This window comes from Achromobacter pestifer, assembly GCF_902859625.1.
Classification (GTDB): domain Bacteria; phylum Pseudomonadota; class Gammaproteobacteria; order Burkholderiales; family Burkholderiaceae_B; genus Achromobacter; species Achromobacter pestifer.
Window position 1 is genome coordinate 43702 of record NZ_CADIJX010000008.1, and the last position, 23508, is coordinate 67209.

Sequence of the window (23508 nt, forward strand, 5' to 3'; positions counted from 1 at the left end):
TACCCGTTGGATCGAAAGGACGACCATGGTTTATTTCCCTGCCGGCCGCGCAAGCGGCTCTCGAACCGCTCCGGACGCGCAGGTCCGGCTGACCCGCCTGACTTGCGCGGTGCATGCCGCGCTGGCGTTTGCCGCCGTGTCCGGCGCCATGCTGCCGATGGCCGCCGCGCAAGCGCAGGCCGTCGCACAAGCGTCTGGCCAGCCGGCCGCGCGCAGTTATCGCATTCCGGCAGGCGCCTTGGCCGACGTGCTGCCGCGCTTTGCCGACAGCGCTGGCGTGACCGTGCTGTTCGATGCCAAGCTGGTGGGGCAGCGCCGCACGGGCGGGCTGGACGGCACGTACTCGGTGAATGACGGCTTCGCGCGGCTGCTGGCCGGCAGCGGTCTTGCCGTGCAGGAACGCAGCGCAGGGGTATTCGTTCTGCTGGCCACGCCACAACCCGGCGTGACGCAGCTGACGCCGGTCAAGGTGGAAGGCGAGGGGGCCGTCGTGGTGCCCGCGTGGGAAACCAGCACCGACCGCAAGCGCATGGACGATCTTCAAATCAAGAACTGGACCGATCTGGGCAAGCGCGCCGAAGCGGGCGTGGGCTTCAACCGGTCGAACAACAGCATCAACATCCGTGGCCTGGATCAAGACCGTGTGCTGACGCGCGTGGACGGCATTCGCCTGCCGTGGCTGGATGACGGCGCGCGCGGCGTGAAGGGCGGCCTGGAAGCCGTGGACTTCAACAGCCTGTCGCGGCTGGATATCGTGCGGGGCGCGGACGCCAGCGGCGGCGGTTCCGGCGCCATCTCCGGCATAGCCGACCTGTACACACTGGACCCTTCGGACCTGCTGACCGACGGCAAGACCTTCGGCGCGCTGGCCAAGACCGATTACGATTCCGCCGATACCAGCTGGGGCGCCAATGCGGCATTGGCGGGGCAAATCCACAGCAATACGTTCTGGCTGGTGCAAGCGGGCGTGCGCAATGGGCATGACCTGGACAACCGCGGCGACGTGGGTGGCTATGGCGCCAAGCGCAGCGAACCCAGCCCCGAAGACTACGACCAGCAGAGCTTCCTGATGAAGCTCCAGCAGCGTGTCGATGGCGGCCATCGTTTCGGCCTGACAGGCGAATACTTCAAGCGCCGCGCCGATATCGACAACATGTACGAGCAGGGCGCCGGCACGTCCTATCTGTACGGCGAAAACAGCACCAAGAAAGAAACCGAACGCCAACGTGTGTCCTTCGATTATTCGTACAAGGCACCCAGCGAGGGCAGCCTGATCGACACCGCCACCGCCGTGGTCTATTGGCAGCGGCTGCGTCTGGATAACTCGCTGGACGGCGTGCGCAGCGTGGATAGCCGCGCTGGCATCATCCCCGGCGATCCCTTCCGCTATGGCTTCCCCAGTGGCCCCTACGGCCGCAGCAATTCCATCCAGCAGACGCTGTTCGGCGTGAACGGCGAACTGACCAAGCGGTTGGCCGGCGCCTCGGTGTCGCAGCTGTGGACGGTGGGCGGCGAGTGGTATGGCAACAAGACCGAGCAGAACTCCACCGGTTACGACAATTGCCCCACGGTGCGTCCGGGCACGCCCGCGCTATTCGGCCCGCGTGCGTGCGACATGCTGCACACCAACCAAGCCGATGTACCGCAATCCAAGGGCAACCAATGGGCCTTGTGGGTGCAGGATGAATTCAGCTTCGCCGACGGCCGCTACACGGTCATGCCGGCCGTGCGCTATGACCACTACGAGCAAAAGCCGCAAGCCACCGCCAGCTACGAAAGCAATCCCAACGCGGGCGTCCTGCCGTCGTCCAACAGCGGCAGCCGTTTTTCGCCCAAGTTGCTGACCACGTGGAAAGCGATGGACGAACTGAGCGTCTACGCCCAGTACGCCTACGGCTTCAAGGCCCCCAGCGCCACGCAGCTCTACACCAACTACGGCGGCCCGGGAACCTATCTGCGCGTGGGCAATCCCTATTTGAAGCCCGAAACCAGCAAGGGCTGGGAATTGGGCGCGAAGATGGGTTCCGATGATCTGGGCGGTGCGGTATCGTTGTTTGATAATCGTTATCAGAACTTTATTGATGGCGATGTGCCGTTGAACGCCAGTTCGCCGCAGTGGCAGCCCGGATGGACGGGGCAGTACCCGTTGGGCGTCACGGGTAACGTGAACCGCGCCAAGGTCCGCATCTACGGTGCCGAGGCCAGCGCGCATTGGAAGTTCGCGCCGGGCTGGCGTACCTGGGGCTCGCTGGCGTGGGCCGTAGGCAAGGACGAAGGCACGGGGCAGTACCTGAATTCGGTTGCGCCGCTGAAGGGCATCCTCGGCGTGGGCTATGGCCGCGACGCATGGGGCGTGGACGCCATGCTGACGACCGCCCTGAAGCGCGACAAGGTTGAATACCCCGAAGGTGCGCCGGGAGCACCCAATGCTGACTTCCAGGCGCCGGGCTACGGGGTGGTGGACTTGATGGGTTATTGGCGCCCCGCAGCGGTGAAGGGGCTGCAAGTGCAGGCTGGCGTGTTCAACCTGTTCGACAAGAAGTACTGGGAGGCCATCAACGTGCCGACCGCAGGTTCTCAAGTGCTGCCGCGCGCGGTGGATTGGTACACCGAACCGGGTCGCAGCGTGCGCGTGTCGCTGACCTACCAGTATTGATCTCGACCCGCCGCCGCCCGCTTGCCGCGGGCCCGGCGGCGGTTTTTCGTAATGCTTGGCACTGGCCGGAGGGCCTACGATGACGAATACCGATTTCACCACCCGCGCGGAAGCGCTGCGCGCCCGCAACGAAACGCTGGCTGCATCGCAGCCCGGCTTGCGGGCTCGCAACCTGGCCCAGACACTGGGCGTGTCTGAAGCGGAATGGGTTGCCGCCGGCTGTGGCGGCGTGAAGGCAACGGCGCTGCATGGCTCGCCGCAAGCCATCTTTCGCGAACTGGGCACGCTGGGCGAAGTGATGGCGCTGACCCGCAACGACTGGTGTGTGCACGAGCGTCATGGCGCATACCTGGACATCCAGGCCGACGGCCCGGTGGGCCTGGTCTTGGGGCCGGACATCGATTTGCGCGTGTTCTTCACCGCCTGGAAGTCCGCCTGGGCCGTTGAGCAGGATGGCCGTCACAGCCTTCAGTTCTTCGACGGCGCAGGCGTGGCCGTGCACAAGGTCTACCGCACCGACGCCACCGACGCGGCTGCCTACGACGCCCTGATCGCCAAGTTCGCGGGCGAATCGCAATGGCCGGAAACCCAGGCCTATGCCCCCGCCACCGATGCCGAACAAGTTGAAGACGCGGCCGCCTGGCGCGAGGCCTGGCTGGGCATGAAGGACACGCACGAATTCTTCCCGCTGCTGCGCAAGTTCAAGGTGTCGCGACTGGCCGCGCTGGCTGCCGCCGGTGAAGACCTGGCGCAGCCCGTGCCGGCGGAATCCGTTGAACGCATGCTGCAATCCGCCGCGGAATCGGGCCTGTCGATCATGTGCTTTGTGGGCAACCGCGGCATGATCCAGATCCACTCCGGCCCCGTGCAGCAGTTGCGCCGCACCGGCCCCTGGTACAACGTGTTGGACCCCAAGTTCAACCTGCACCTGGATACCACCGCCATCGCGTCGGCCTGGGTGGTGAACAAGCCCACGTCCGACGGCTGGGTGACGTCGCTGGAGGTGTATTCGGCCACCGGCGATCTGATCGTGCAATTCTTTGGCGAACGCAAGCCGGGCAAGCCGGAACTGACTGGCTGGCGCGAACTGATGGTTGGCTTGTGCGGTGCGCCCTTGGCTGTCTAAGGACTCTTTGATGAAAAAGTGGTTGGCAATTGCGTTGGGCTGGGTCGTGGCGGCAGGGGTTCATGCCGCGGAACCCAGCCGGGTGGTGACCCTGGGGGGCAGTGTGACGGAGATCGTCTACGGCCTGGGGCAGGGTGACAGGCTGGTGGGGGATGACCTTTCCAGCCTGTATCCGGAGGCTGCCACCAAGCTGCCCCGCGTCGGCTACTACCGCGCCGTGCCGGTGGAAGGGGTGTTGTCCTTGAAGCCGGACCTGGTGCTGGCGTCAGAGCAGGCCGGGCCGCCGGATGCGCTCAAGCGTCTGGCAAGCGTCGGCGTGCGGGTGGTCACGGTGTCGGACGCGCCGTCGGTGGATTCGCTGAAGTCGCGCATCCGCAGCGTGGCCGACGCGCTTGGGGTGGCGCCGGCCGGCGAACGCATGGTGGACGAGGTCACGCGCGAACTCGCCCGGGCCGAGGCCCTGCCCGCCACGCAAGCGCGGGCACTGTTGCTGATCAACCGAACCGGATCGCCGCAAGGCGCGGGCCGGGACACGGCCGCCAACGAAGTCATGCATCTGGCCGGCCTGGTCAACGTGCTGCACGACCAGCAGGGCTACAAGCCTTTGTCGGCCGAGGCGGTCGGTGCGCTGGCGCCCGACCTGATCGTGGTGACGCAGGCCTCGCTGGACGCGGGCGGCGGCATGGATGCCTTCCTGCGCCTGCCGGGCATCGCGTCCACCCAAGCGGCAGCCAAGCGGCGGGTGGTCGTGATGGACGACCTGCTGATCCTCGGCATGGGGCCGCGCCTGCCGTTGGCACTGACCCAGCTGAAAAAGGAAGTCGCCGATGTCATGGCGCGTTAGCGCGCCATGGGCATTGGGCTTGCTGACCGCGGCGTTGGTGTTGGCGGCGCTGGCCGCCATTGCCCATGGCGCGGTGGCGATCCCCATGCGCGAACTGCCGTCCCTGTTGTGGGGGCCTTCCACGCCCGACAACGCCTTGTGGCGCAACGTGCTGATCGACATCCGGTTGCCGCGCGTGCTTTTTGCGATGGTGACGGGGGCGGGGCTGGCGATATCGGGGGCGGCGATGCAGGCCTTGTTCCGCAATCCGTTGGCGGAACCCGGCCTGATCGGCATCTCCGCGGGCGGCGCGCTGGGGGCGGTGGCGGCCATTGTGCTGCTGTCGGGCGGGTTCTGGGTCACGGCGCCCTCCGCGTTCGTCGGCAGCCTGCTGGCCACGCTGTGCGCCTACGCGGTGGGCCGGCGGGTGCCGGGCGTGGCCGGCCTGCTCTTGGCCGGGGTGGCCATCACCGCCATGGCATTCAGCCTGATCGGCATGTTGACCTTCATCGCCACCGACGCGCAACTGCGCGACCTGACTTTCTGGAACATGGGCAGCCTGGGCGGAGCCAGCTGGAAGCTGCTGGCGTTCCTGGGCCCCTGGGTCCTGCTGGTCAGCGCGTGGATGATTACCCAATGGCGCGTCATGAACGCCTTGTTGCTGGGCGAACGTGAGGCCCAGCACCTGGGCTATGCCCTTAAGCGCGTGCGGGCCAAGCTGGTGCTGGCCAGTGCGCTGATTGTCGGCCCGCTGGTCGCTGCCACGGGCACCATCGTCTTTGTCGGGCTAGTCGTGCCGCACTTGGTGCGCATGACCTTGGGCGCCAACCATCGCTGGCTGCTGCCTGCCACCGTCCTCGCGGGCGCCTTGGCGCTGGTGCTGGCGGATTGGGCGGCCCGCACCGTGGTCGTCCCCGCGGAATTGCCGATCGGCCTGGTGACAGGTCTGGTGGGTGGCCCGTTCTTCCTGTGGCTGCTGGCACGCGGAAGGAGAATTGGATGATGCTTGCCGCACAGAACCTGACGCTTTCCCGTGGCGGCGCCCGTATCCTGACCGATGTGTCGCTTGAGGTCCGCCCGGGCGAAGTCGTGGGCTTGCTGGGCGCCAACGGCGCCGGCAAATCGACCCTGCTGGGGGCGCTGGCCGCCGAACTCGCGCCCGACTCGGGCCAGGTCCGCCTGGACGACACCCCGTTGGCCGCCATGCCACACCGGCAGCAAGCGCGCCGCCGCGCCGTGCTGCCGCAAAAGCCGGGGCTGACCTTCGACCTGGACGTACGCGAGGTCGTCGCCATGGGCGCCTACCCGTTTCCCGAACTACCGCCCAGCCAAGTGGACACCCTGGTCACGCAGGCGCTGGAGCTGGCCGACGTGGCGTATCTGGGCGGGCGCCGCTATCCTGAATTGTCCGGCGGCGAACAGCAGCGCGTGCAGTTCGCGCGGGTGCTGGTGCAGTGTCACGCGGCGCGGGCGCCAGACGAAGCCCGCTATCTGCTGCTGGACGAACCCACCGCCAGCCTTGACCCCAAACACCAGGGTGACCTGCTGCGCCGCGCCTGGGAACTGGCGCACACGGGCGATACTGGCGTACTGGTGATCTTGCATGACATGAACCTGGCCGCGCGCTGGTGCGATCGCCTGCTGCTGCTAAGTGGTGGGTGCGGCATCGCGCGGGGCACGCCCGCCCAGGTGCTGACACCCGCCAACCTGTATCTGGCCTACGGGATCGATGCACAGGTGATTCCGCATCCCCTGCAATCGGGTCGGTTGCTGGTGCTGACGACGTGATGGGGACACGGGCCGTGGGGCCGGTAAAATAGGCGATACGCATGTATTCGCTTAATTTCACTTCTCATCCAATAGGACCCGTGTCATGCCTACTTTTGACGTCGTCTCCGAAGTCGACAAACACGAACTCAGCAACGCCATCGACCAGGCAAACCGCGAACTCGTTACCCGTTTCGACTTCAAGGGTACCGATGCCAAGTTTGAACTGGACGGCTTCGTCGTGACCCAGATCGCCTCCAGCGCGTTCCAGTTGAAGCAGATGCTGGACATCTTGCGCGGCCGTCTGTCGGCTCGCGGCATCGACGTGCGCTGCCTGGACGTGGCCGACCCCTTGGAAAACCTGGGCGGCGCGCGCCAGAAGGTCACGATCAAGCAGGGCATCGAACAGCCGGTGGCCAAGAAGCTGATCGCCGCCATCAAGAACGCCAAGCTCAAGGTGGAATCCCAGATCAACGGCGACAAGCTGCGCATCACCGGCAAGAAGCGCGATGATCTGCAAACCGCCATTGCGTTGCTGAAGAAGACCGACGTCGACCTGCCTTTGCAGTTCGAGAACTTCCGCGATTGATGTTCCCAGCCCATGGGGCATTCAACGGAACTGCAACTGGTCGTTGAACTCGCGCGCGCCGGCGGCATGTCGGCGGCGGCGCGGGAACTGGATGTCACGCCGGCCGCCATCAGCAAGCGGCTGGCGCAGATTGAAGCGCGCCTGGGCGTGCGCTTGTTCAACCGCAGCACGCGGCGCCTGAGCCTGACGGCCGAAGGCGAGGTCTACCTGGAAAGCGCCCGGCGCATCCTGGGCGAGATCGAAGACCTGGACCAGTTGATCGCCAGCCGCCAGGCCAGCCCCCGCGGCCTGTTGAAGGTCAACGCGCCATTGGGCTTTGGCCGCAGCTATATTGCGCCCGCCATCGCGGAATTCGCCGCGAAATACCCCGAGGTATCGCTGCAATTGCAGCTGACCGACAGCCCAGCCGACTTCGTGCAGGATGCCTTCGACGTTGCCGTGCGTTTTGGCGACCTGCCCGACACCCGCCTGATCGCCCGCAAGATCGCACCCAACCGACGCTTGGTCTGCGCGTCTCCCGCCTATCTGAAAGCGCACGGCGTACCGGCCACGCCACATGACCTGACGCGCCACCAATGCATCGTGCTGCGGCAAAATGAAGCCGCCTACGGGCTCTGGCGCTTCACCAAGGGTCGCCGCAGCGAAACCGTGAAAGTGCGCGGCAATCTCAGCAGTAACGACGGCGAAGTGACGCTGACCTGGGGCCTGGCCGGCCTGGGCATCCTGCAACGCGCGGAATGGGATTTGGCGCGCTACCTGCGCAGCGGCCGGCTGGTGCGCGTGCTGGAAGACTACGCGCTGCCGCAAGCAGATATCTACGCCGTGTTTCCAGAAAGGCACCACCTGTCGGCCAAGGTCCGCGTATTCGTGGATTTTCTGGTGGGGTATTTCCAGAAGGCGGCCGAGAGCACGTGGTGAGGGGGGCCGAATACATCAATTTGCAGTGTTCGGCAGATAGGATTGAATGCGGGTTAACACCAAGTAGCGAAGCCGGAATACGCTCTAGATAATGCATTGAGTCAAAAAAAGCGTGTTGAACGGAAGGCAGCCCAGTATGGTTGCTACCGTGACATCGCAAGGAATTGCAGAAAGATCCAGATTTGCCGAATCGGCCGCCGCATTGGCTTCCCTCTGACGGGCGTCATCCATGAGCATCATCGACTGGATTGTTTTCCCGACGTTCATTCGTCTGCCGTCAAGGCGACAGGGCGCCGCTTGCATGCTGAGCGTCCTGCTGGTTTTCCTGGTAGCGCCGGTCGCGGCGCAAAATGGTCTGCGATTGGTAAAGCCAGACCTGCAAAAGCGCGCCAATGGCGTGCTGGCCCTCATGTCTTTTTCGATTGTTCCCGACATCACCACCAGTTCGTTGTCGATCGGCAGTGCCGGAGCGGGCACCAGCGGCTCCACCGAGTTCGGCATGACCCAACTGGGCGGTGGAGACACCATCAGCAAATCGGTCCCGATCTATCTGGAAGGCGTCTTGGCGGCAAGTCGTTATGACCCGGCATTTATCGCTTCGGATGGAGCGGAGTCCAGAAGGATCCCCGCCAAGTGGACCAGCGTATCGGCCACGGGCGGCATTGGATGGGACTTTGCATTGACCGATGAATTGAAACTGCGGCCCATCTTCAATTTCGCGCTTGGCAATGTCACCAGCGATTTGCGGGCAGCCAGTTGGTATGTGGGCCGCAAGACGGACACCGATATTGATTTTCTCGATCGTGGGTCGCTTAACGCCTATGGGCTTGGCGGATCCATCATGCTCGACTACGAACACTATCGGGAAAAATACGAAGTCGACGTGGAGCTTCGGTATTCAGACATGCGGCTTCAGAGCTTTTCCAGTTCAAATGCCGTCACCGGTCACGCTACCGCGCAATCCCTGAATCTGTGGACCCGTTATCGTGCGCCAACAGGGTTGATCGCCCTGCAACGTCCGCTGCGGTATGTCCTGGAACTGACTCACTCCGAGTTTCTGGGAGACCAGAAAGGCATCCTGGGTTTTGATCGCTTGACCACGGTGGGCGCGGGCCTTGAGCTGGACTCCAGCGCCTATAACGTTTTCATCACCCGCACGCGCCTGGTGGGACGATACGTATTCGGCAACAACGTTTCCGGTTTCTCAGTCGGGCTGGCGGTCAGTTTCTAGGCACATACTTGTGGGCGGCGCCGTCTGCGGCCGTCCCTCATAGGCGGAACAGACATGAATGAAGATCGTTCGTCCAGGTTGGACATCGAGCTGTTTTCCCTTGTCCGCAATGATTGGTTCTTCCGAATCCAGAAACGAATTGGTCTGATTCCGCCGAACGGCAGCGGGGTAGTTCGGCGTGCGGTGCTGTATGCCCTGATCAGCTGGTTGCCTTTGCTGGTGGCATCCTGGTTTGACGGCACCTTGCTGCTGGATGGCGTGCAGGAGCCGCTGCTGGGGCACTTCGGCATACAGGTGCGCTGTCTTGTGGCGATTCCCGTTCTGGTGCTGGCGGAGGGCATCGCGCACAGGATTGTGCCGATGTGTCTGGATCAATTTTGGCGCACGGGTCTGGTGGATGAAGCGCTGGCGCCACGCTTTCGCCAAGTCATCGCCGATAGCGTCAAGCTGCGCAACACCTCGCTGCCCTGGATCATCATCGCGGGGCTGGTGCTGGCGTGGACCGCGGCAGTATGGATTTCCCCGAATCCCGACGAATTGATATGGACGGGAGCGGCGGGAGAGGCAAGGTCGTTCGCCGCTTGGTGGTTCCTTTTGGTGACGCGGCCGCTGTTTTCGGTCTTGTTGCTGGCCTGGGTGTGGCGGCTGGTGCTGGCCAGCGTGGTGCTGCTGCGTATTGCGCGCTTGCCGCTCAGGCTGGTGCCATCCCATCCCGACAGGGTGGGCGGCCTGGGGTTTCTTAGCCGCTTTCCCATCGTCTTCAGCCCTTTCATTTTTTCAGTGTCGGCCGTGGTCGCCGCCTCCTGGGCGCATGGCGTTTTCTATCACGAGGTGCCGGTGCCTTCGCTGTATGTGCAGATGGCGACACTCGTCGTTGTGCTGGTGATCGTCGGTCTGGCGCCGCTGATGGTCTTCACGCCGATACTGGCGCGTCATAAGAAGCTGGCCATGTTGGAGTACGGCGTGCTGCTTGCACAACATGGCCGTGCGGTGGATGCCCGCTGGATCCAGAAGCAGGAAATACCGGACTATCCCATGCTGGACGCGCCGGAACTTGGGCCGGTGGCCGACATACAGACGCTTTACCAGGCCGTGGAGGCGATGCGTTCCGTACTGATCAACAAGGGCGTGCTGTTCAAGGTGGCCATTCCCGCCGCAGTACCGCTGCTGGTGGTCGTTGCCACCCAGTGGCCGTTGAAAAGCACATTGTCCAAGCTGCTGTTCACCTTGCTGTAATTCGGCGCGGCTTAAAAAAATGCCCCCGTAGCGAACTCCGGGGGCATTGCTCGCGCTTAACGCTCAGGTTACGTACGGATCACGGTTCGGCAATGGTGAACCAGAAGTCGAACTTATCGAAGTTGGTCAGCATATCCTTGAATTTGGCTTTGTCTCCGTCGATCTTCACTTCACCACTATCGGCCAGATTGCCCAGTTTCAGCTTGCCCAACGCGATGTCGTCCAGCGTGCTGCGGTTCAGCGTGACCGTGCCATCGGCCTTATCCAGCTGCTTGTCCTTGCTGTAGTTCATCACGCCGTTCTTGACCGTCAAGATGTACTTTTGCTTGATGTCGGGAAAGTTCAGGTTGTAGGCATAGGTCTTGCCACCCGCCTCGGGGCCGTTCAGGTGAATCGCCAGGAAGTCCAGGAACATCTCGGTGGTCATGCCGCGGATGATGTCGGGCGAACTGGTGTTGGGTGTGGCCATCTTCTTCACGCCACCGCGCAGTTCCTGCGCGCCAGACAAGTAGAAGTTGCGGGCCGGGCCGGATTCCGCTTGATAGCCCATCTGTTCCAGCGCGTCTGCCTCGACCTCGCGCGCCGCCTGATTCTTGGGGTCTGCAAACACCACCTTGTTCGCGACGGTGGCCGCCCAACGGTATTCGCCCTTGTCGTAGGCCGCCTTGGCTGTCGCGATCATCTTGTCGGCGCCTACCATTTCCACATACTTGATGGCCTCTTCCTTGGGAGGAAGCGGGTCGAAGTTGGCAGGGTTGCCGTCCCAGAATCCCAAGTACAACTGATACGTGGCGCGCACGTTGTGCTTCAGATCGCCGTAATAGCCCCGGTTGAAGAACTCCTTGGCCAAACTGTCGGGCAGCACGAAAGCGTCGGCGATTTCATGCATCGTCATGCCTTGATTGGCCATGCGCAAAGTCTGGTCGTTGATGTACTTGTAGAGGTCGCGCTGTTTTTCCAGATGCGCGACGACGTTCTCATTGCCCCACTGCGGCCAGTGGTGGCTACCAAAAGAGACAACCGCATCCTTGCCCCAGAGGTCGATGGTTTCGTCCAGCGTTTTCGTCCATTTTTGCGCGCTGCGCACCTTGGCGCCGCGCAGCGTCAGGATGTTATGCAGCGTGTGGTTCGCGTCCTCGGCCAGGTCGATGGCCTTGAACTGCGGGAAATAGAAGAGCATCTCTGCCGGGGCTTCGGTACCGGGCGCCATCTGGAACACGATGTCGACGCCATCGAGCGTGATCGTCTCGCCGGTCTTGTTGATGATCTTGCTGGGTTCAAACAGCGTGATCGTTCCCGCGGCCGTCGTCAGCCCCAGGCCGCCGCCCACGGTGCCCTGCGCATTCTTTGGCAGCAGGTTTCCGTACATGTAGGACGCCCGGCGGCTCATGACGTTACCGGCAAAGACGTTCTCGCTGACGGCTTCCTCCATGAAGCCTTCGGGCGCAACCACCGGTATTTTCCCGGCGCGCACATCCTTTTCATCGACGATGGCCCGTATCCCCGCGAAGTGGTCCACGTGTGAGTGCGTGAAGATCACCGCCGAAATCGGGAGCTTTTCGACCTTTTCGTTGATCAGGTCCAGGGCGGCCTTGGCGGTTTCGGTCGAGGTCAGGGGATCGATGACGATCCACCCTGTTTTCCCTCGCACAAAGGTCATATTGGCCAGATCAATGTTGCGGACCTGATAGATGCCGTCGACCACCTTGAATAGGCCGCGAATCGCCAACAGTTGGGACTGGCGCCAAAGACTGGGGTTGACGGTGGCGGGCGTAGGCCCGTCCTGCTTCAGGAAGTCGTACTGGGCCAGGTCAATGACCGTGTTGCCGTCCTGGCCTTTAATGGTCGGAGTGGGCAAGTCCGCGATGAAACCGCGTCTTGCATTCTCGAAGTCTTGCTTGTTGGAGAAAGGAAGATATTTGGCCAATACGTCGTTGGCCTGCCGAGTGGCCTCTGTCGCGTCATTGGGCGCCGCTGACGCGGCTCCCGTTATCAGCGTTGCCGAAAGTACCGCGAATGCAAACCTGGTGCCGAATGACTGAAACATAACTGACCTCTCAATAATTACGCATGGGTAAGATTGAAGCGGGATATATGTCGGATGTCGTGAGTGTTCGGGGAGTTAAGGGAATTTGCGGTATTGCAGTTGAAAAATAGAAATTCCGGCGCCATGAAAGCGCCGAATTTCGGCAAAATGCCTGAGCCAAGACTACTGATGTTCAGTAGCGCTTTCCATAAATAATTTTCCAAATATTAAAAAAATAGAAACTTTTTGTTAATCGTTGGATGTGCTCTGAATGGAATGTGGAATTGGCGGAACCCGGGTAGTTACGCCAAAACGGGACAGTAGAACTACCCGGGCAAGGCTGGGCTTGGATAACCGTCAAGGCCCCTAGGCCGTCCACAAATGTTGCGCGGCATAAGCACGCCACGGACGCCATTGTTCGGATCGCGCCAACAATTGCGCGGGCGTCACTTCCCGGGATTCCAGTTTCTCCAGCGCGCGGATCAATCCGATATCGGCCGACGGGAACGCATCCGGTTCGCGCAGCTGGCGCAGGGCGATGTACTGCGCTGTCCATTCCCCCACGCCCCGGATCTGGCGTAGCCGGGTGATGGCGTCTTCCAGGCTGCTGCCTGCGTCGAACAAGTGCTTGTCGGCGACCGCTGCCGCGGCAACGGCGGATAGCGTTGCCGCGCGGCTGCGAGGCATGCCCAATGAGGCCAGCTCAGCGACGGCGACGACGCCGGGTTCGGGAAAGACGTGCGTCAGTGCGCCTTCCGGGGTCGCCATGGGAGCGCCGTGCGCCGCCACCAGCTTGCCGGCCAGCCGGATGGCCGCGACCACCGTGATCTGCTGGCCCAGCACGGCGCGCATCGCCAGCTCGAAGCCGTCCCAGGCGCCGGGCACGCGCAGGCCTGGCCGGGCTTGAATCAGCGCCGTCATTACGGGGTCGCCCGCGAATTGAGCCGCGATGGCGATCGGGTCGCTGGCCAGGTCGAAGACACGGCGTACCCGCGCGATGATCGCCGGTAGTGCTTGCAGCCGGGGAAAGCGCACGGTGACTTGCAGCGCATTGCCGGTGGCGGGGCGCACGCTCACGGTGCCCTGGTGTCCGTCCAGGCTGACGGTGCGCGCATAGGTATCGTCAGTGACTTGTTCGATGCCCGGAATGGCGCGCAGCCGCAGGAAGTCCAGCATGGCGGTCCAGTCATAGGGCGGGCGATAGCGCAGCAGCAGCTTGATTTCGCCGTGCTGGCCGGCGGAGATCTCGGGCTTTTCCGAACGGCGCAGCTCGCCGGGCGCGCGGCCGAACAGATCCAGGAAAATCTCATTGAAGCGTCGGATGCTGCCAAAGCCCGAGGCGAAGGCGATTTCCGCCATCGGCAAATGGGTTTCATGGATAAGTTGCTTGGCCAGCAAGACGCGCCGCGTCTGCGCGACCGCCACGGGAGAGGCGCCCAGATGCTGCCGGAACTGGCGGCGCAGCTGGCGTTCGCCCACGCCCAGGCGCTGGGCCAGGGCGTCCACGCCGTCGTCATCCAGCGCGCCCAGTTCGATCAGTTGCAGGGCGCGCGCCACGCTGTCGGGCAATTCGTGCCCGGGGCCCAGTTCGGGCGCGGTTTCGGGGCGGCAGCGCAGGCAGGGGTGAAAGCCGGCCTCTTGCGCGGCAGCGGCGGTGGAAAAGAACGTGACGTTCTTCGACAGCGGCGTGCGGGCCGGGCAGACCGGGCGGCAATAGATGCCGGTCGTTTTGACGGCCGTGAAGAAGCGGCCGTCGTAACGGGTGTCGCGCACTTGGATGGCGCTATAGCAGGCGTCGTGGTTCAGGTCCATGAACCGATACTACTGCCGCGCCGGCGACGGGATCTAGCGGTTTTCGGACACGGTTGTGACGATCACACTGGTGTCCGAAAACCGCCAGCCCGGCACTGACTGGCGATTTATATTGGCCCCACTGACCTTACTGGGAGCCGGCCATGCCGATCCACATTTTCTCTTTGGAGCGCGTTGCCACGCCGCTTGGCCAGATGCTGGTGCTGACGGATGCACAGCAACGACTGCGCGCGGTGGATTGGGAAGACTATGAAACGCGCATGCATACCTTGCTGCGCCGCCAGTATGGCAAAGACGCGGTGCAAGTGCAGGACGCCGCCCGGGCCTCGGTGGCACGCCGCGCCCTGGAGGCTTACTTTGGCGGCGAGGTGTCGGCCATCAACGATCTGCCCGTGGCGCTGGGCGGCACGGACTTCCAGCGACAGGTCTGGCAGGCGTTGCGCGGCATCGCGGGTGGCCACACCGTCAGCTACGGCGGCCTGGCTGGCCGCATCGATCGGCCGACGGCCGTGCGTGCCGTGGGTCTGGCCAATGGGGCCAATCCGGTGGGCATCGTGATTCCTTGCCACCGCGTGATCGGCGCCAACGCATCGCTGACCGGCTATGGCGGCGGGCTGCATCGCAAGCGCTGGCTGCTGGAACACGAGGCCAGGCACTCCGCGCACTGACCGCCACTTTCAACTCCAGGTTAAAGATGTTGTGAATTTCCGCCCCGTCCAGGGCGCCCACGGTGGGTAAAGTGCCGACAGACCCTTATCAGCAAGGAGCCCTGTCGGCCCATGAAAACCTATCGCATCGCAACCATTCCCGGCGACGGCATCGGCAAGGAAGTGATTCCGGCCGGCCAGCGCATCATGCAAGCGCTGGCCGAGCAGGATGGCTTGCATTTCGAGTTTCAGGATTTCGACTGGGGCGGCGACTACTACCGCAAGCATGGCGTGATGATGCCGGCGGATGGCCTGGACGCCTTGCGCGACAAGGACGCGATCCTGTTCGGTTCGGCGGGGGACCCCGATATTGCCGACCACATCACCTTGTGGGGGCTGCGTCTGAAGATCTGCCAGGGCTTCGACCAGTACGCCAACGTGCGTCCCACGCGCATCCTGCCCGGCATCGATGCGCCGCTCAAGCGCTGCACGCCTGAACAACTGAACTGGGTGATTGTGCGCGAGAACTCGGAAGGCGAGTATTCGGGCGTGGGCGGCCGCGTGCATCAGGGGCATCCCATTGAAGCCGCCACCGACGTGTCGATCATGACGCGCGCGGGGGTGGAACGCATCCTGCGCTTTGCGTTCAAGCTGGCGCAGTCGCGCCCGCGCAAACTGCTGACCGTCGTCACGAAATCGAACGCGCAACGTCATGCGATGGTGATGTGGGACGAGATCGCCGTGCAGGTCAGCCGTGAATTCCCGGACGTGTCCTGGGACAAGGAGCTGGTGGACGCGGCGACCGCGCGCATGGTCAATCGTCCGGCATCGTTGGACACCATTGTGGCGACCAACCTGCATGCCGATATCCTCAGCGATCTGGCCGCCGCGCTGGCTGGCAGCCTGGGCATCGCGCCCACGGGCAATATCGATCCCGAGCGTCGGTACCCATCGATGTTTGAACCCATCCACGGATCGGCCTTTGACATCATGGGCAAGGGCCTGGCGAATCCGGTGGGCACGTTCTGGTCGGTCGTCATGCTGTTGGAACATCTGGGCGAAAACAAGGCTGCCGCGCGCTTGATGCAAGCCATCGAAAGCGTGACCGCAAACCCGGCGCTGCACACTCGCGACCTGGGTGGCCAGGCGACGACGGAACAGGTCACGGCAGCCGTCTGCGCCCAACTGGCGGCGGGCCAGCAGGCCAGGGCGGCGTAGAAGAGCGAGATCGCAGACGCTGGACGCAGTATCCGCAAGCATGACCTTGGGCGCAGATCCCCAGGCTGCTTGCGGCAAGACAAGAAGAAGCGAAGTCCATTCGTATCCCAAGGAGACAAGCATGTCCAAGCAAGCCTTACGCGCGCGCGTCCTGGCGTTCGCGTGCCTGTTGAGCCTGCCGCTGGCTGGCGGCAGTGTGTTGGCGCAGTCTTATCCCGCGCGGCCGATCAGCTTGATCGTGCCGTTTCCGGCCGGTGGCACGACTGATGTGCTGGCGCGTGCGCTGGGGCAGGAACTGGCCAAGAGCCTGGGCCAGCCAGTGGTGGTGGAAAACAAGCCGGGCGCGGGTTCGACCCTGGGCGCGGATTATGTGGCCAAGGCCGCGCCAGATGGCTATACGCTGCTGATGGGCGCGGTGCATCACACCATCGCCACCAGCGTGTACAAGAGCCTGCACTACGACTTCCAGAAGGATTTCGCGCCAGTGACCACCGTGGCGCTCGTGCCCAATGTGCTGGTGGTCAACCCGAAGCTGGATGCCAAGAATGTGCAGGCACTGCTGACGTTGGCACGAGCCGCGCCGGGCAAGCTGACCTTCGGCTCGAACGGGATGGGCACGGGCCAGCACCTGATCGGCGCGCAGTTTGAACAGGCAGGCAAGGTGCAACTGCTGCATGTGCCCTACAAGGGCAGCGGCCCGTTGACGACGGACCTGCTGGGCGGCCAGATCGACATGTCTTTCGACACCATCACGCCGGTGCTGGCGCATATCCAAAGCGGCAAGCTGCGCGCGCTGGCCGTGACCACCGATCAACGCTCGGCGGCGTTGCCTGATGTGCCGACCATGGAGGAAGCGGGGCTCAAGCCCTTCAACATGGGAACGTGGTTCGGCGTGCTGGCGCCGGCCGCGGTTCCCAAGGACGTGGTGGCGCGGCTGAATGCCGAGATGGTGAAGATCATCAAGTCACCGGACTTCTCGCGCCGCATGGCGGAGATTGGCGCGGTGCCCATCGGTGACACGCCGGACCAGATGCGGGCCCGGATCGGGACGGACACCGAGAACTACGCCAAGCTGGTGAAGGACGCGAAGGTCGCGATCAATTGAACGTCAGGCGCGGATCCAGCCCCGCGCGATGGGTAGCGCCAGCAGCTTGCGATACAGGCCTTGCATGGCGCGTGTCAGCGGCGTGCCGATGCGGTTCCAGACCGGAACCGCGAAGCCCGCCGCCAGCGGCGCCAGAATCAGGCCTCCCGCGATATCCAGCGGGAAATGCACGCCCAGATAGACGCGCGATGTGCCGACCACGGCGGCTATCGCCAGCGCCGCCCAGCCCCATCCCGCCCAGCGCCGGTCAAAGATCAATGCGCAAGCAAGGGTGGCGATGATGATGGTGTGGTTGCTGGGGAAAGACGACGTCGCCTTATGGGGGAAGAAGGCATGCCCCAGGCCGATCATGAAGGGGCGTGGATGCGGCCAGAGCGCGCCGCACAGATAGCTGACGAATAGCGCCACGGCGATGCTCGCCAGCGCCTTCAACGCCAGGCTGCGCTGGGCTTCGCCGCCCCAAAGCCACAGGGCGGCCAGCCCGCCCGGCACCAGCAGGATCAACTGGTTGGCCACCAGCATGGCGGCGTGGATCTGCCAGGCCGGGGTGGCCGGGTCGGCGTTGATCAGAAGAAAAAGGGACTGGTTGATGCTTTCCAGGAAATCCATGACACGTCATCGCAGCGTAATAATCAATACCCGCGATGATAGAAAGGTTTCCCGTCAGTCCGCTTACAAAATGCGGCGGAGTGCGCGCTTTTACTTCTGGATGCGTTTGCCGTCGGCGTTGATGACGAGTTCGCCGTCTTCCTTCGTGAACGCGCCTTGCTGCGGGGCCGGCAGAATGTCCAGTACCAGCTCGCTGGGGCGGCACAAGCGGGCGCCCAGCGGGGTGGACACGAAGGGGCGGTTGAGCAGGATGGGGTGCTGCTCAATGGCGTCCAGCAGCGCGTCTTCCGGGAGGGACACGTTGTCCAGGCCCAGTTCCAGGTAAGGCGTGCCTTTTTCACGCAGCGCGTCGCGCACGCTGATGCCGGCTTGCTTGAACAGCGCCTTCAGGGTGGCGCGGGACGGCGGCGTTTCCAGGTACAGCACTACCTGCGGTTCAATGCCGGCGTTGCGGATCATGGCCAGCGTATTGCGGGACGTGCCGCACTTGGGGTTGTGATAGATGGTTACGTCGGACATGGGGGCTCCTTGATGCGGTGAATCGTCTGCAAGAGGGTGAGCATAGTGCATCCGGCATGCGCCCTCAGGCGCGCAGCTTCTTGCCCAGCCGCCGCCAGCCGATGACCACGCCGGTCAGACTCAGGGCCACGCCTCCCAGGCTCAGGATGATCAGCAGGGCGTCCCACAGCGGACGCCGCGACAGCAGGCCGGTCCAGTCCCAACTATGCAGAAAGGCGAACAGCCAGCGGCTGACCCGTCCACCGCGGTCCTGGCGGCTCAGGATCTGGCCGGTGTGCGGGTCCAGGTAGACCCAGGTGGCCTGCGGGTTGTCGTAGATCAGACGCCAGACGGGCAGGGGCTTCTCGATGTGGCCCAGCATGGCGTGTTCGTCGCGGCCATAGTAATAAAAGTCATAGCCGCGCAGCACCTGCACTTCCCGCAGCGTGGCGCCGGGCAGCAATTGGGCGGCTGCCTCGCGCAGACTGGCTTCGGCGAAGGCATGGGGCGTGGCCTGCGTGGCGGACAGCACCTGGGGCGCTCCCGTCGGGCCGCGCGCCAGCACGGCGTCCTGGCCGGCGGCGCGCGTCCAGATCAGTTCGCGCGGGGCGGTGGCCAGGGCCGCGATCAAGGCTTGCGGGGTGGCCAGGGGCACGTCGGCGGCCGCGCCCGAATATGTGCCCCGGTCCAGCGGCGCGGCGGTGCTGGTGAAGACCTTCCACGGGTTCATCGACATCAGCCCGCTGAATATCCAGGTGATGGTGATGACGGCAAAGAGCAGGCCGCTAAGGTGATGCCAGCGCATCATGTTTTCGCGGTAAGGCGAACGGCTGCCGCTGGCGTAGGGGCGGGAAAAGCGCCAGCGCAATATCCCCACGACCGTGCCCGTCAATGCCACCAGCACGCCAGCCACGGACAGCCAGACCACGATGTCATGCCACCACGGGTCCAGCGCATTGCCACGGAACGGATACAGCCAATGGATCCACGCGCCCACGTAGTTCCAGGCGCGTTCGTTGCGGGTGGCGTCCAAGACGACCGCACCCGTTGCCGACGAGATATACAGCCGCGTGTGGTCCGGGTCATCCATGTCCACGCGGTGCAGCGGGCGGTGCGGCTTGAGCGCGCCGGAATGCGTGTAGACGTCTTCCACCACGGTGCCTTGATAATGCGCGGCGTACTGGCCGCCAAACCAGGCAACAGCAGTGGCTTGCGCGATGGCGGCGTCGGCGGGCGGCAGCAAGGCGCCCGTCGCGGCATCCACCACCTTGGGCGCCTCGCGCATGCCGCCGGGAACCGCATAGACCGGAGCGCCGCCGCGCGTGGCGGCCAGGCTCAGGCCGGGCGTGCCGTTGGCACTGGCGCCGGCTGCCGCCAACGCCTGGGCGGGCGTGATGGTGATGGCGGCGGCGTCCAGCGGCGCCAGATGCGTCAGGCGTTCCTGCGGCGTCAGCTTGGGATAACCCACATACATCATCACCACGCCACTGATAAACCACATGGCGAAGAACAGGCACAGAACGATGCCCGACCAACGGTGGATCAGATAGAGCCAGCGCTTGGCGCGAGTGGACAGCGGCGGCCCGGCAGGCCGCCGGGAAGCATGGGCGGAGGAAGCAGTCATGACGGATCCTTGCTTGGGTCTGAGGGCGCCATTCAGAAGCGCGCTTGCAGTGTCAGTTCCAGTGAGCGAGGCGCACCCAGGTAGTACATGGTCGGCGTCGCGTTCGCGGCATAGACCTTGTCGGTCAGGTTGCGCACGCGGGCCGTGACATTCAGGTTGCGGTTGATCCGGTGCGACAGCGCGGCATCGAACACGGTATGGGACGGCGCCCAGACCGTGTTGGCGGCGTCCGCGTAGACGCGGCCGACGTAACGCGCCGCCAGGCTGGCGTTCCAGTCAGGCACGAAGGCGTAGTCCACCCAGACGTTGGCGATGCGTCGAGGCGTGTTGGTGGGCACATTGCCGTTGCGCGAAACCGCCACGCCGCCAACCGATTGCGAGAAATCGTCGTATGTCGGGTCCACGAAGGCCACGTTGCCTTGCAAGGACAGCTTGGGCGTCAATTGCAGGCCGCCAGCCAGCTCGATGCCGCGCGCCGATTGCGCGCCCACGGGCACGCTGACGCCGGGGTTGTCCGGGTCGGAGGTGGCCATGTTCTTGCGCTTGATCTCATAGACTGCCACGGTGGCTGCCCCCCGGCCGTCCCAGAAGTTGAACTTGCCGCCCACTTCGGCTTGCCTGCCGGTGGTGAGCTTGTCGTTATTCAGCACGTCGGCAAACGATGCGGTGGCCAGCAGGCCTGACGGGGGATCCGCCGCCGTTGCGTATTGCGCATACAGCGAGGCCTCCGGACTGATCTCCCAGTTGACGCCCAGGCGCCCGGTCAACGGCGAATAGCTGCGCTGCGCACTCGCGGGCGACGCGGCGGTGACAGCGCGGCGGTTGGTCAGATCCAGGTCGATGAAGTCTTTGCGCAGGGCCGACACGATCGCCACGCCGGGCAGCACTTCGGTGCGGTTTTCCAGCGTCAGCGCCAGGGTGCGGATGCGGTTGTCGCGGTCAGCGACATGGCCGCGCTTCATGCCGGGAATGTCGTAGAAATCCCCTGGCGAGAAATCATAGGGATCCACCGCGTCGACCTGGCCGGGCAGGCTGGTGGGATAGCGGGTTATTTTGTTCTGGCTGACGTCGACGCCAAACGACCAGTCGCTGGGCAGGCCGGCCAAGGTGGACCGCAGCACGCCCTCCACGCGGTTGCCCAGCAGGCTTTGCTCGTGCCGTTGCAGCAGCGCGCCAGAGCGCAGCACCAGGCTGTTTCCGGCATTGAGGCGGTAATTCTCCAGGTTGCGGAAATCGCGTTCGGCGCGGTAGTAGTACAGCGTGTTCTTCAACGTCAGCGCCGAACTGGCTCGCCATTCCGTCATGGATCGCGCCCACAGCACGGATTGCTCGTACAGGCCGTCGTTGACGTTGTAGTTCTTGAACCGCGTGCCGTCCAGGATGCGGCCGGCGCCTTGCACCACGCCGTTGGCGTTCGTTTTCAGTGGCGTGCCCCAGTACGGGCGGTCCACCTGTTCGCGCTGATATTCAAAGGCGAAGGTCTGGGTCACGTCGGCGCCCAGGTCGGACAGCAGCGAGGCCGCGATCTGGCTGGAGCGGGAATGGTTGCCGTCGACCCAACCATGGCTGGAGCCGGTGTTGGCGTCGATGCGCAGATAATGGCCGCGGCCGCCCGGGTCGCCGGCCAGTTGCTGATTCAGGCCGACCGAGATCTGGCGGCTGTCGTAGGAGCCCAGCCGGAACTGGCCGTCGTAGAAGGTGTCGCGCTGGGGCAGCTTGGTGACATAGTTGATGGCGCCGCCCACCGCGCCCGCGCCGAACAGGAAGGTCGACGGGCCGCCGATGGCCTCAACGCGGTCGTAGATCCAACTGTCCACCGGGCGTCCGGCGATGGCGTCGTACTGCACCGAAATGCCGTTGAACAATTGCGTCACCTGGCCGCCGGAGAAGCCGCGATAGCTGACCGCGCCGGCGTTGCCGGGGGGCGCGGCATTGTCCACGCCGGGAATGCCGCGCGCGATCTCTTGTGTGTTCAGCGAACCGCGCGCGTCGATCTGTTCGCGAGAAATGACGGTGACGCTGGCGGGCGTTTCACGCAGAGTCAGCCCCAGGCGGCTGCCCGTGCTGTCGCGAGCGTCCAGGTTGATGGGGCCGTTGGGTGCCGGTTCTGACTGCGCGCCGCCGTAGACCGTGGTCGGCGTCAGGGTTTCCACGGCCGGTTCCGTGGTCAGGGCTTGGGCGGAGCCGCTGGCAAGCGCGCCCAGCAGCAAGGTGAACGTGGTGGTTTTTTTCATGTCTGGAGCCGGCGTACCGGCCATCGCGTCCCGCACCTCGCCTGGAAAAAGGGGCGGGGCATTGCGGATCGCAGAAGATTTGGATGACGGCGCGTCCGGACGCGCAAGGCGCGCGGCCGGGACACGACGACGGCAACGTGGCGGGCAGGCGCAAGCGATCCGCCGGCAGGCGGCGGGACGGCGCCAGCTTAGTTCGCGGGCGGTGCGCGCGGCTGGGCCGCGCTCCAGGCATGAAGGGGATTGGCCGCCAGGAAGAACAGCGGCGGATACGTGATGGCGCGGCCAGCGGGGGCGGGCAGCACGGGCTCGGGCGCGGGCAAGATGCCCACGTCGGCGTGGGGGTTACGGCAAAGCGGGCAATGATGGCCGTCGCCATGGGCGTCGGCCTGCGTGCTGTCGTCGCTGCCGTCGTGAGGCACATCCAGCGTCAGCGTGCCTTGACTGCCGCCTTCGCTGACGCAGTAGTCGACGGTGATGCGGTGGCTGTGATGGCCTTCCGGGGACAGGCTCAGGGCATGTGCAAGCGACGGCGCCAACGACGCCCACAGGATCGCGGCAAGCGCGATCCACAATGCGGGGCGGGTCAGGAAAGAAGCGAAGCACATGGAGCCGGATTATATCGGAGCAGATCGAGGATCCGCACGCAATATTCCGGCATGCCTACATGCCCGCGCATGAGGATGGGCGCGTCAGACGGACAGATGACGGCGCACGTCTTCTCCGTCGATGGCGCCACGGTCGCCGCTGGCCACGACTTCGCCGCGCGACAGCACCACGAATTGGTCCGCCAGCTCACGGGCGAAATCGAAGTATTGCTCGCACAGCAGGATGGCAATGTCACCGCGTTGCCGCAGCATGTGGATCACCCGGGCGATGTCCTTGATGATCGACGGCTGGATGCCTTCGGTGGGCTCGTCCAGAATGATCAGCTTGGGTTCGGCCACCAGTGCCCGCGCGATGGCCAGTTGTTGCTGCTGCCCGCCGGACAAGTCGCCGCCGCGCCGCGACAACATGCTTTTAAGCACGGGGAACAGCTCGAACACTTCTTCCTTGATGCGGCGCGCGCGCGCGGCGGGCTTGGTCGCCATGCCCATCAGGATGTTCTCTTCCACCGTCAGCCGGGCGAAGATGTCGCGGCCTTGGGGCACATAGGCCATCCCGCGCGCGGCGCGTTGGTGCGGCGCGAGCCGGGTGATGTCGGCCCCGTCAAAGGCGATATTGCCGCTGGCGACGGGTAATACGCCCATCACGCATTTCAGCAGCGTCGTCTTGCCCACGCCGTTACGGCCCAGCAGCGCCAGGCATTCCCCTTGGCGCACCGACAGCGATACGCCGCGCAGCGTATGGCTGCCACCGTAGTATTGGTTGATCGTGCTTACGTCCAGCATC

20 protein-coding genes are annotated in these 23508 nt (G+C 64.2%); 12 read left to right on the top strand and 8 right to left on the bottom strand.

Annotation, left to right across the window (positions count from 1 at the left end):
* Positions 1 to 25: 25 nt before the first annotated feature.
* From HV753_RS25135 to HV753_RS25175, 9 genes are all read left to right on the top strand, one after another.
* Positions 26 to 2656 (top strand): TonB-dependent receptor, encoded by a 2631-nt coding sequence (locus tag HV753_RS25135; protein WP_175177307.1) that lies wholly within the window; start codon positions 26 to 28, stop codon positions 2654 to 2656.
* Between the two features lie 79 nt (positions 2657 to 2735).
* Positions 2736 to 3782 (top strand): hemin-degrading factor, encoded by a 1047-nt coding sequence (locus tag HV753_RS25140; protein WP_175177308.1) that lies wholly within the window; start codon positions 2736 to 2738, stop codon positions 3780 to 3782.
* A 10-nt stretch (positions 3783 to 3792) separates the two neighbouring features.
* The gene (locus tag HV753_RS25145; protein WP_175177309.1) at positions 3793 to 4626 is read left to right on the top strand and encodes a heme/hemin ABC transporter substrate-binding protein; all 834 of its coding nucleotides are present in this window, start codon (positions 3793 to 3795) and stop codon (positions 4624 to 4626) included.
* Positions 4610 to 5608 (top strand): FecCD family ABC transporter permease, encoded by a 999-nt coding sequence (locus HV753_RS25150; protein WP_175177310.1) that lies wholly within the window; start codon positions 4610 to 4612, stop codon positions 5606 to 5608. The genes HV753_RS25145 and HV753_RS25150 overlap by 17 nt, the downstream gene beginning before the upstream one ends.
* Positions 5605 to 6393 (top strand): heme ABC transporter ATP-binding protein, encoded by a 789-nt coding sequence (locus tag HV753_RS25155; protein WP_175177311.1) that lies wholly within the window; start codon positions 5605 to 5607, stop codon positions 6391 to 6393. Before HV753_RS25150 ends, HV753_RS25155 begins: the two co-directional genes overlap by 4 nt.
* A gap of 85 nt (positions 6394 to 6478) precedes the next feature.
* Complete coding sequence (locus HV753_RS25160) at positions 6479 to 6961, top strand: YajQ family cyclic di-GMP-binding protein (protein ID WP_175177312.1); 483 nt, start codon at positions 6479 to 6481, stop codon at positions 6959 to 6961.
* 12 nt (positions 6962 to 6973) lie between these two features.
* Positions 6974 to 7879, top strand: coding sequence for a LysR family transcriptional regulator (locus tag HV753_RS25165; protein ID WP_175177313.1), 906 nt, complete (start codon positions 6974 to 6976; stop codon positions 7877 to 7879).
* Between the two features lie 301 nt (positions 7880 to 8180).
* Positions 8181 to 9110: a hypothetical protein gene (locus tag HV753_RS25170; protein ID WP_175177411.1), complete on the top strand. Its 930-nt coding sequence runs from the start codon at positions 8181 to 8183 to the stop codon at positions 9108 to 9110.
* A gap of 54 nt (positions 9111 to 9164) precedes the next feature.
* Positions 9165 to 10346: a hypothetical protein gene (locus HV753_RS25175; protein ID WP_175177314.1), complete on the top strand. Its 1182-nt coding sequence runs from the start codon at positions 9165 to 9167 to the stop codon at positions 10344 to 10346.
* Between the two features lie 79 nt (positions 10347 to 10425).
* Here the strand turns inward: HV753_RS25175 and HV753_RS25180 are convergent, their stop codons facing one another.
* Together HV753_RS25180 and HV753_RS25185 are read right to left on the bottom strand one after the other, a co-directional pair.
* Positions 10426 to 12273, bottom strand: a complete 1848-nt coding sequence (locus HV753_RS25180; protein ID WP_246288393.1) for an alkyl/aryl-sulfatase — start codon at positions 12271 to 12273, stop codon at positions 10426 to 10428.
* A 465-nt stretch (positions 12274 to 12738) separates the two neighbouring features.
* The gene (locus HV753_RS25185) at positions 12739 to 14184 is read right to left on the bottom strand and encodes an AlkA N-terminal domain-containing protein (protein WP_175177316.1); all 1446 of its coding nucleotides are present in this window, start codon (positions 14182 to 14184) and stop codon (positions 12739 to 12741) included.
* A gap of 143 nt (positions 14185 to 14327) precedes the next feature.
* On the opposite strand from HV753_RS25185, the gene HV753_RS25190 reads away from it, so the two are divergent.
* The 3 genes from HV753_RS25190 (at position 14328) to HV753_RS25200 (ending at position 17154) form a co-directional block, all read left to right on the top strand.
* Complete coding sequence (locus HV753_RS25190) at positions 14328 to 14852, top strand: methylated-DNA--[protein]-cysteine S-methyltransferase (protein WP_175177317.1); 525 nt, start codon at positions 14328 to 14330, stop codon at positions 14850 to 14852.
* Positions 14853 to 14963: 111 nt separating this feature from the next.
* On the top strand, positions 14964 to 16049 hold the full coding sequence (locus tag HV753_RS25195; RefSeq protein WP_175177318.1) for a tartrate dehydrogenase: 1086 nt from the start codon (positions 14964 to 14966) through the stop codon (positions 16047 to 16049).
* A 121-nt stretch (positions 16050 to 16170) separates the two neighbouring features.
* Entirely contained in the window at positions 16171 to 17154 is a 984-nt protein-coding gene (locus tag HV753_RS25200) for a Bug family tripartite tricarboxylate transporter substrate binding protein (protein WP_175177319.1), read from the top strand.
* Between the two features lie 3 nt (positions 17155 to 17157).
* Here the strand turns inward: HV753_RS25200 and HV753_RS25205 are convergent, their stop codons facing one another.
* The 6 genes from HV753_RS25205 to urtE all read right to left on the bottom strand — a co-directional run bounded on the left by HV753_RS25205 (position 17158) and on the right by urtE (position 23507).
* Positions 17158 to 17763 (bottom strand): phosphatase PAP2 family protein, encoded by a 606-nt coding sequence (locus tag HV753_RS25205; protein ID WP_175177320.1) that lies wholly within the window; start codon positions 17761 to 17763, stop codon positions 17158 to 17160.
* A gap of 90 nt (positions 17764 to 17853) precedes the next feature.
* Positions 17854 to 18282 (bottom strand): arsenate reductase (glutaredoxin), encoded by a 429-nt coding sequence (gene arsC, locus HV753_RS25210; RefSeq protein WP_175177321.1) that lies wholly within the window; start codon positions 18280 to 18282, stop codon positions 17854 to 17856.
* Between the two features lie 64 nt (positions 18283 to 18346).
* Positions 18347 to 19885: a PepSY-associated TM helix domain-containing protein gene (locus HV753_RS25215; RefSeq protein ID WP_175177322.1), complete on the bottom strand. Its 1539-nt coding sequence runs from the start codon at positions 19883 to 19885 to the stop codon at positions 18347 to 18349.
* Positions 19886 to 19917: 32 nt separating this feature from the next.
* Complete coding sequence (locus HV753_RS25220; RefSeq protein ID WP_175177323.1) at positions 19918 to 22119, bottom strand: TonB-dependent receptor; 2202 nt, start codon at positions 22117 to 22119, stop codon at positions 19918 to 19920.
* 188 nt (positions 22120 to 22307) lie between these two features.
* On the bottom strand, positions 22308 to 22724 hold the full coding sequence (locus HV753_RS25225) for a DUF2946 domain-containing protein (RefSeq protein WP_175177324.1): 417 nt from the start codon (positions 22722 to 22724) through the stop codon (positions 22308 to 22310).
* 84 nt (positions 22725 to 22808) lie between these two features.
* Positions 22809 to 23507, bottom strand: a complete 699-nt coding sequence (urtE, locus tag HV753_RS25230; protein WP_175177325.1) for an urea ABC transporter ATP-binding subunit UrtE — start codon at positions 23505 to 23507, stop codon at positions 22809 to 22811.
* Between the last annotated feature and the right edge of the window lies 1 nt (position 23508).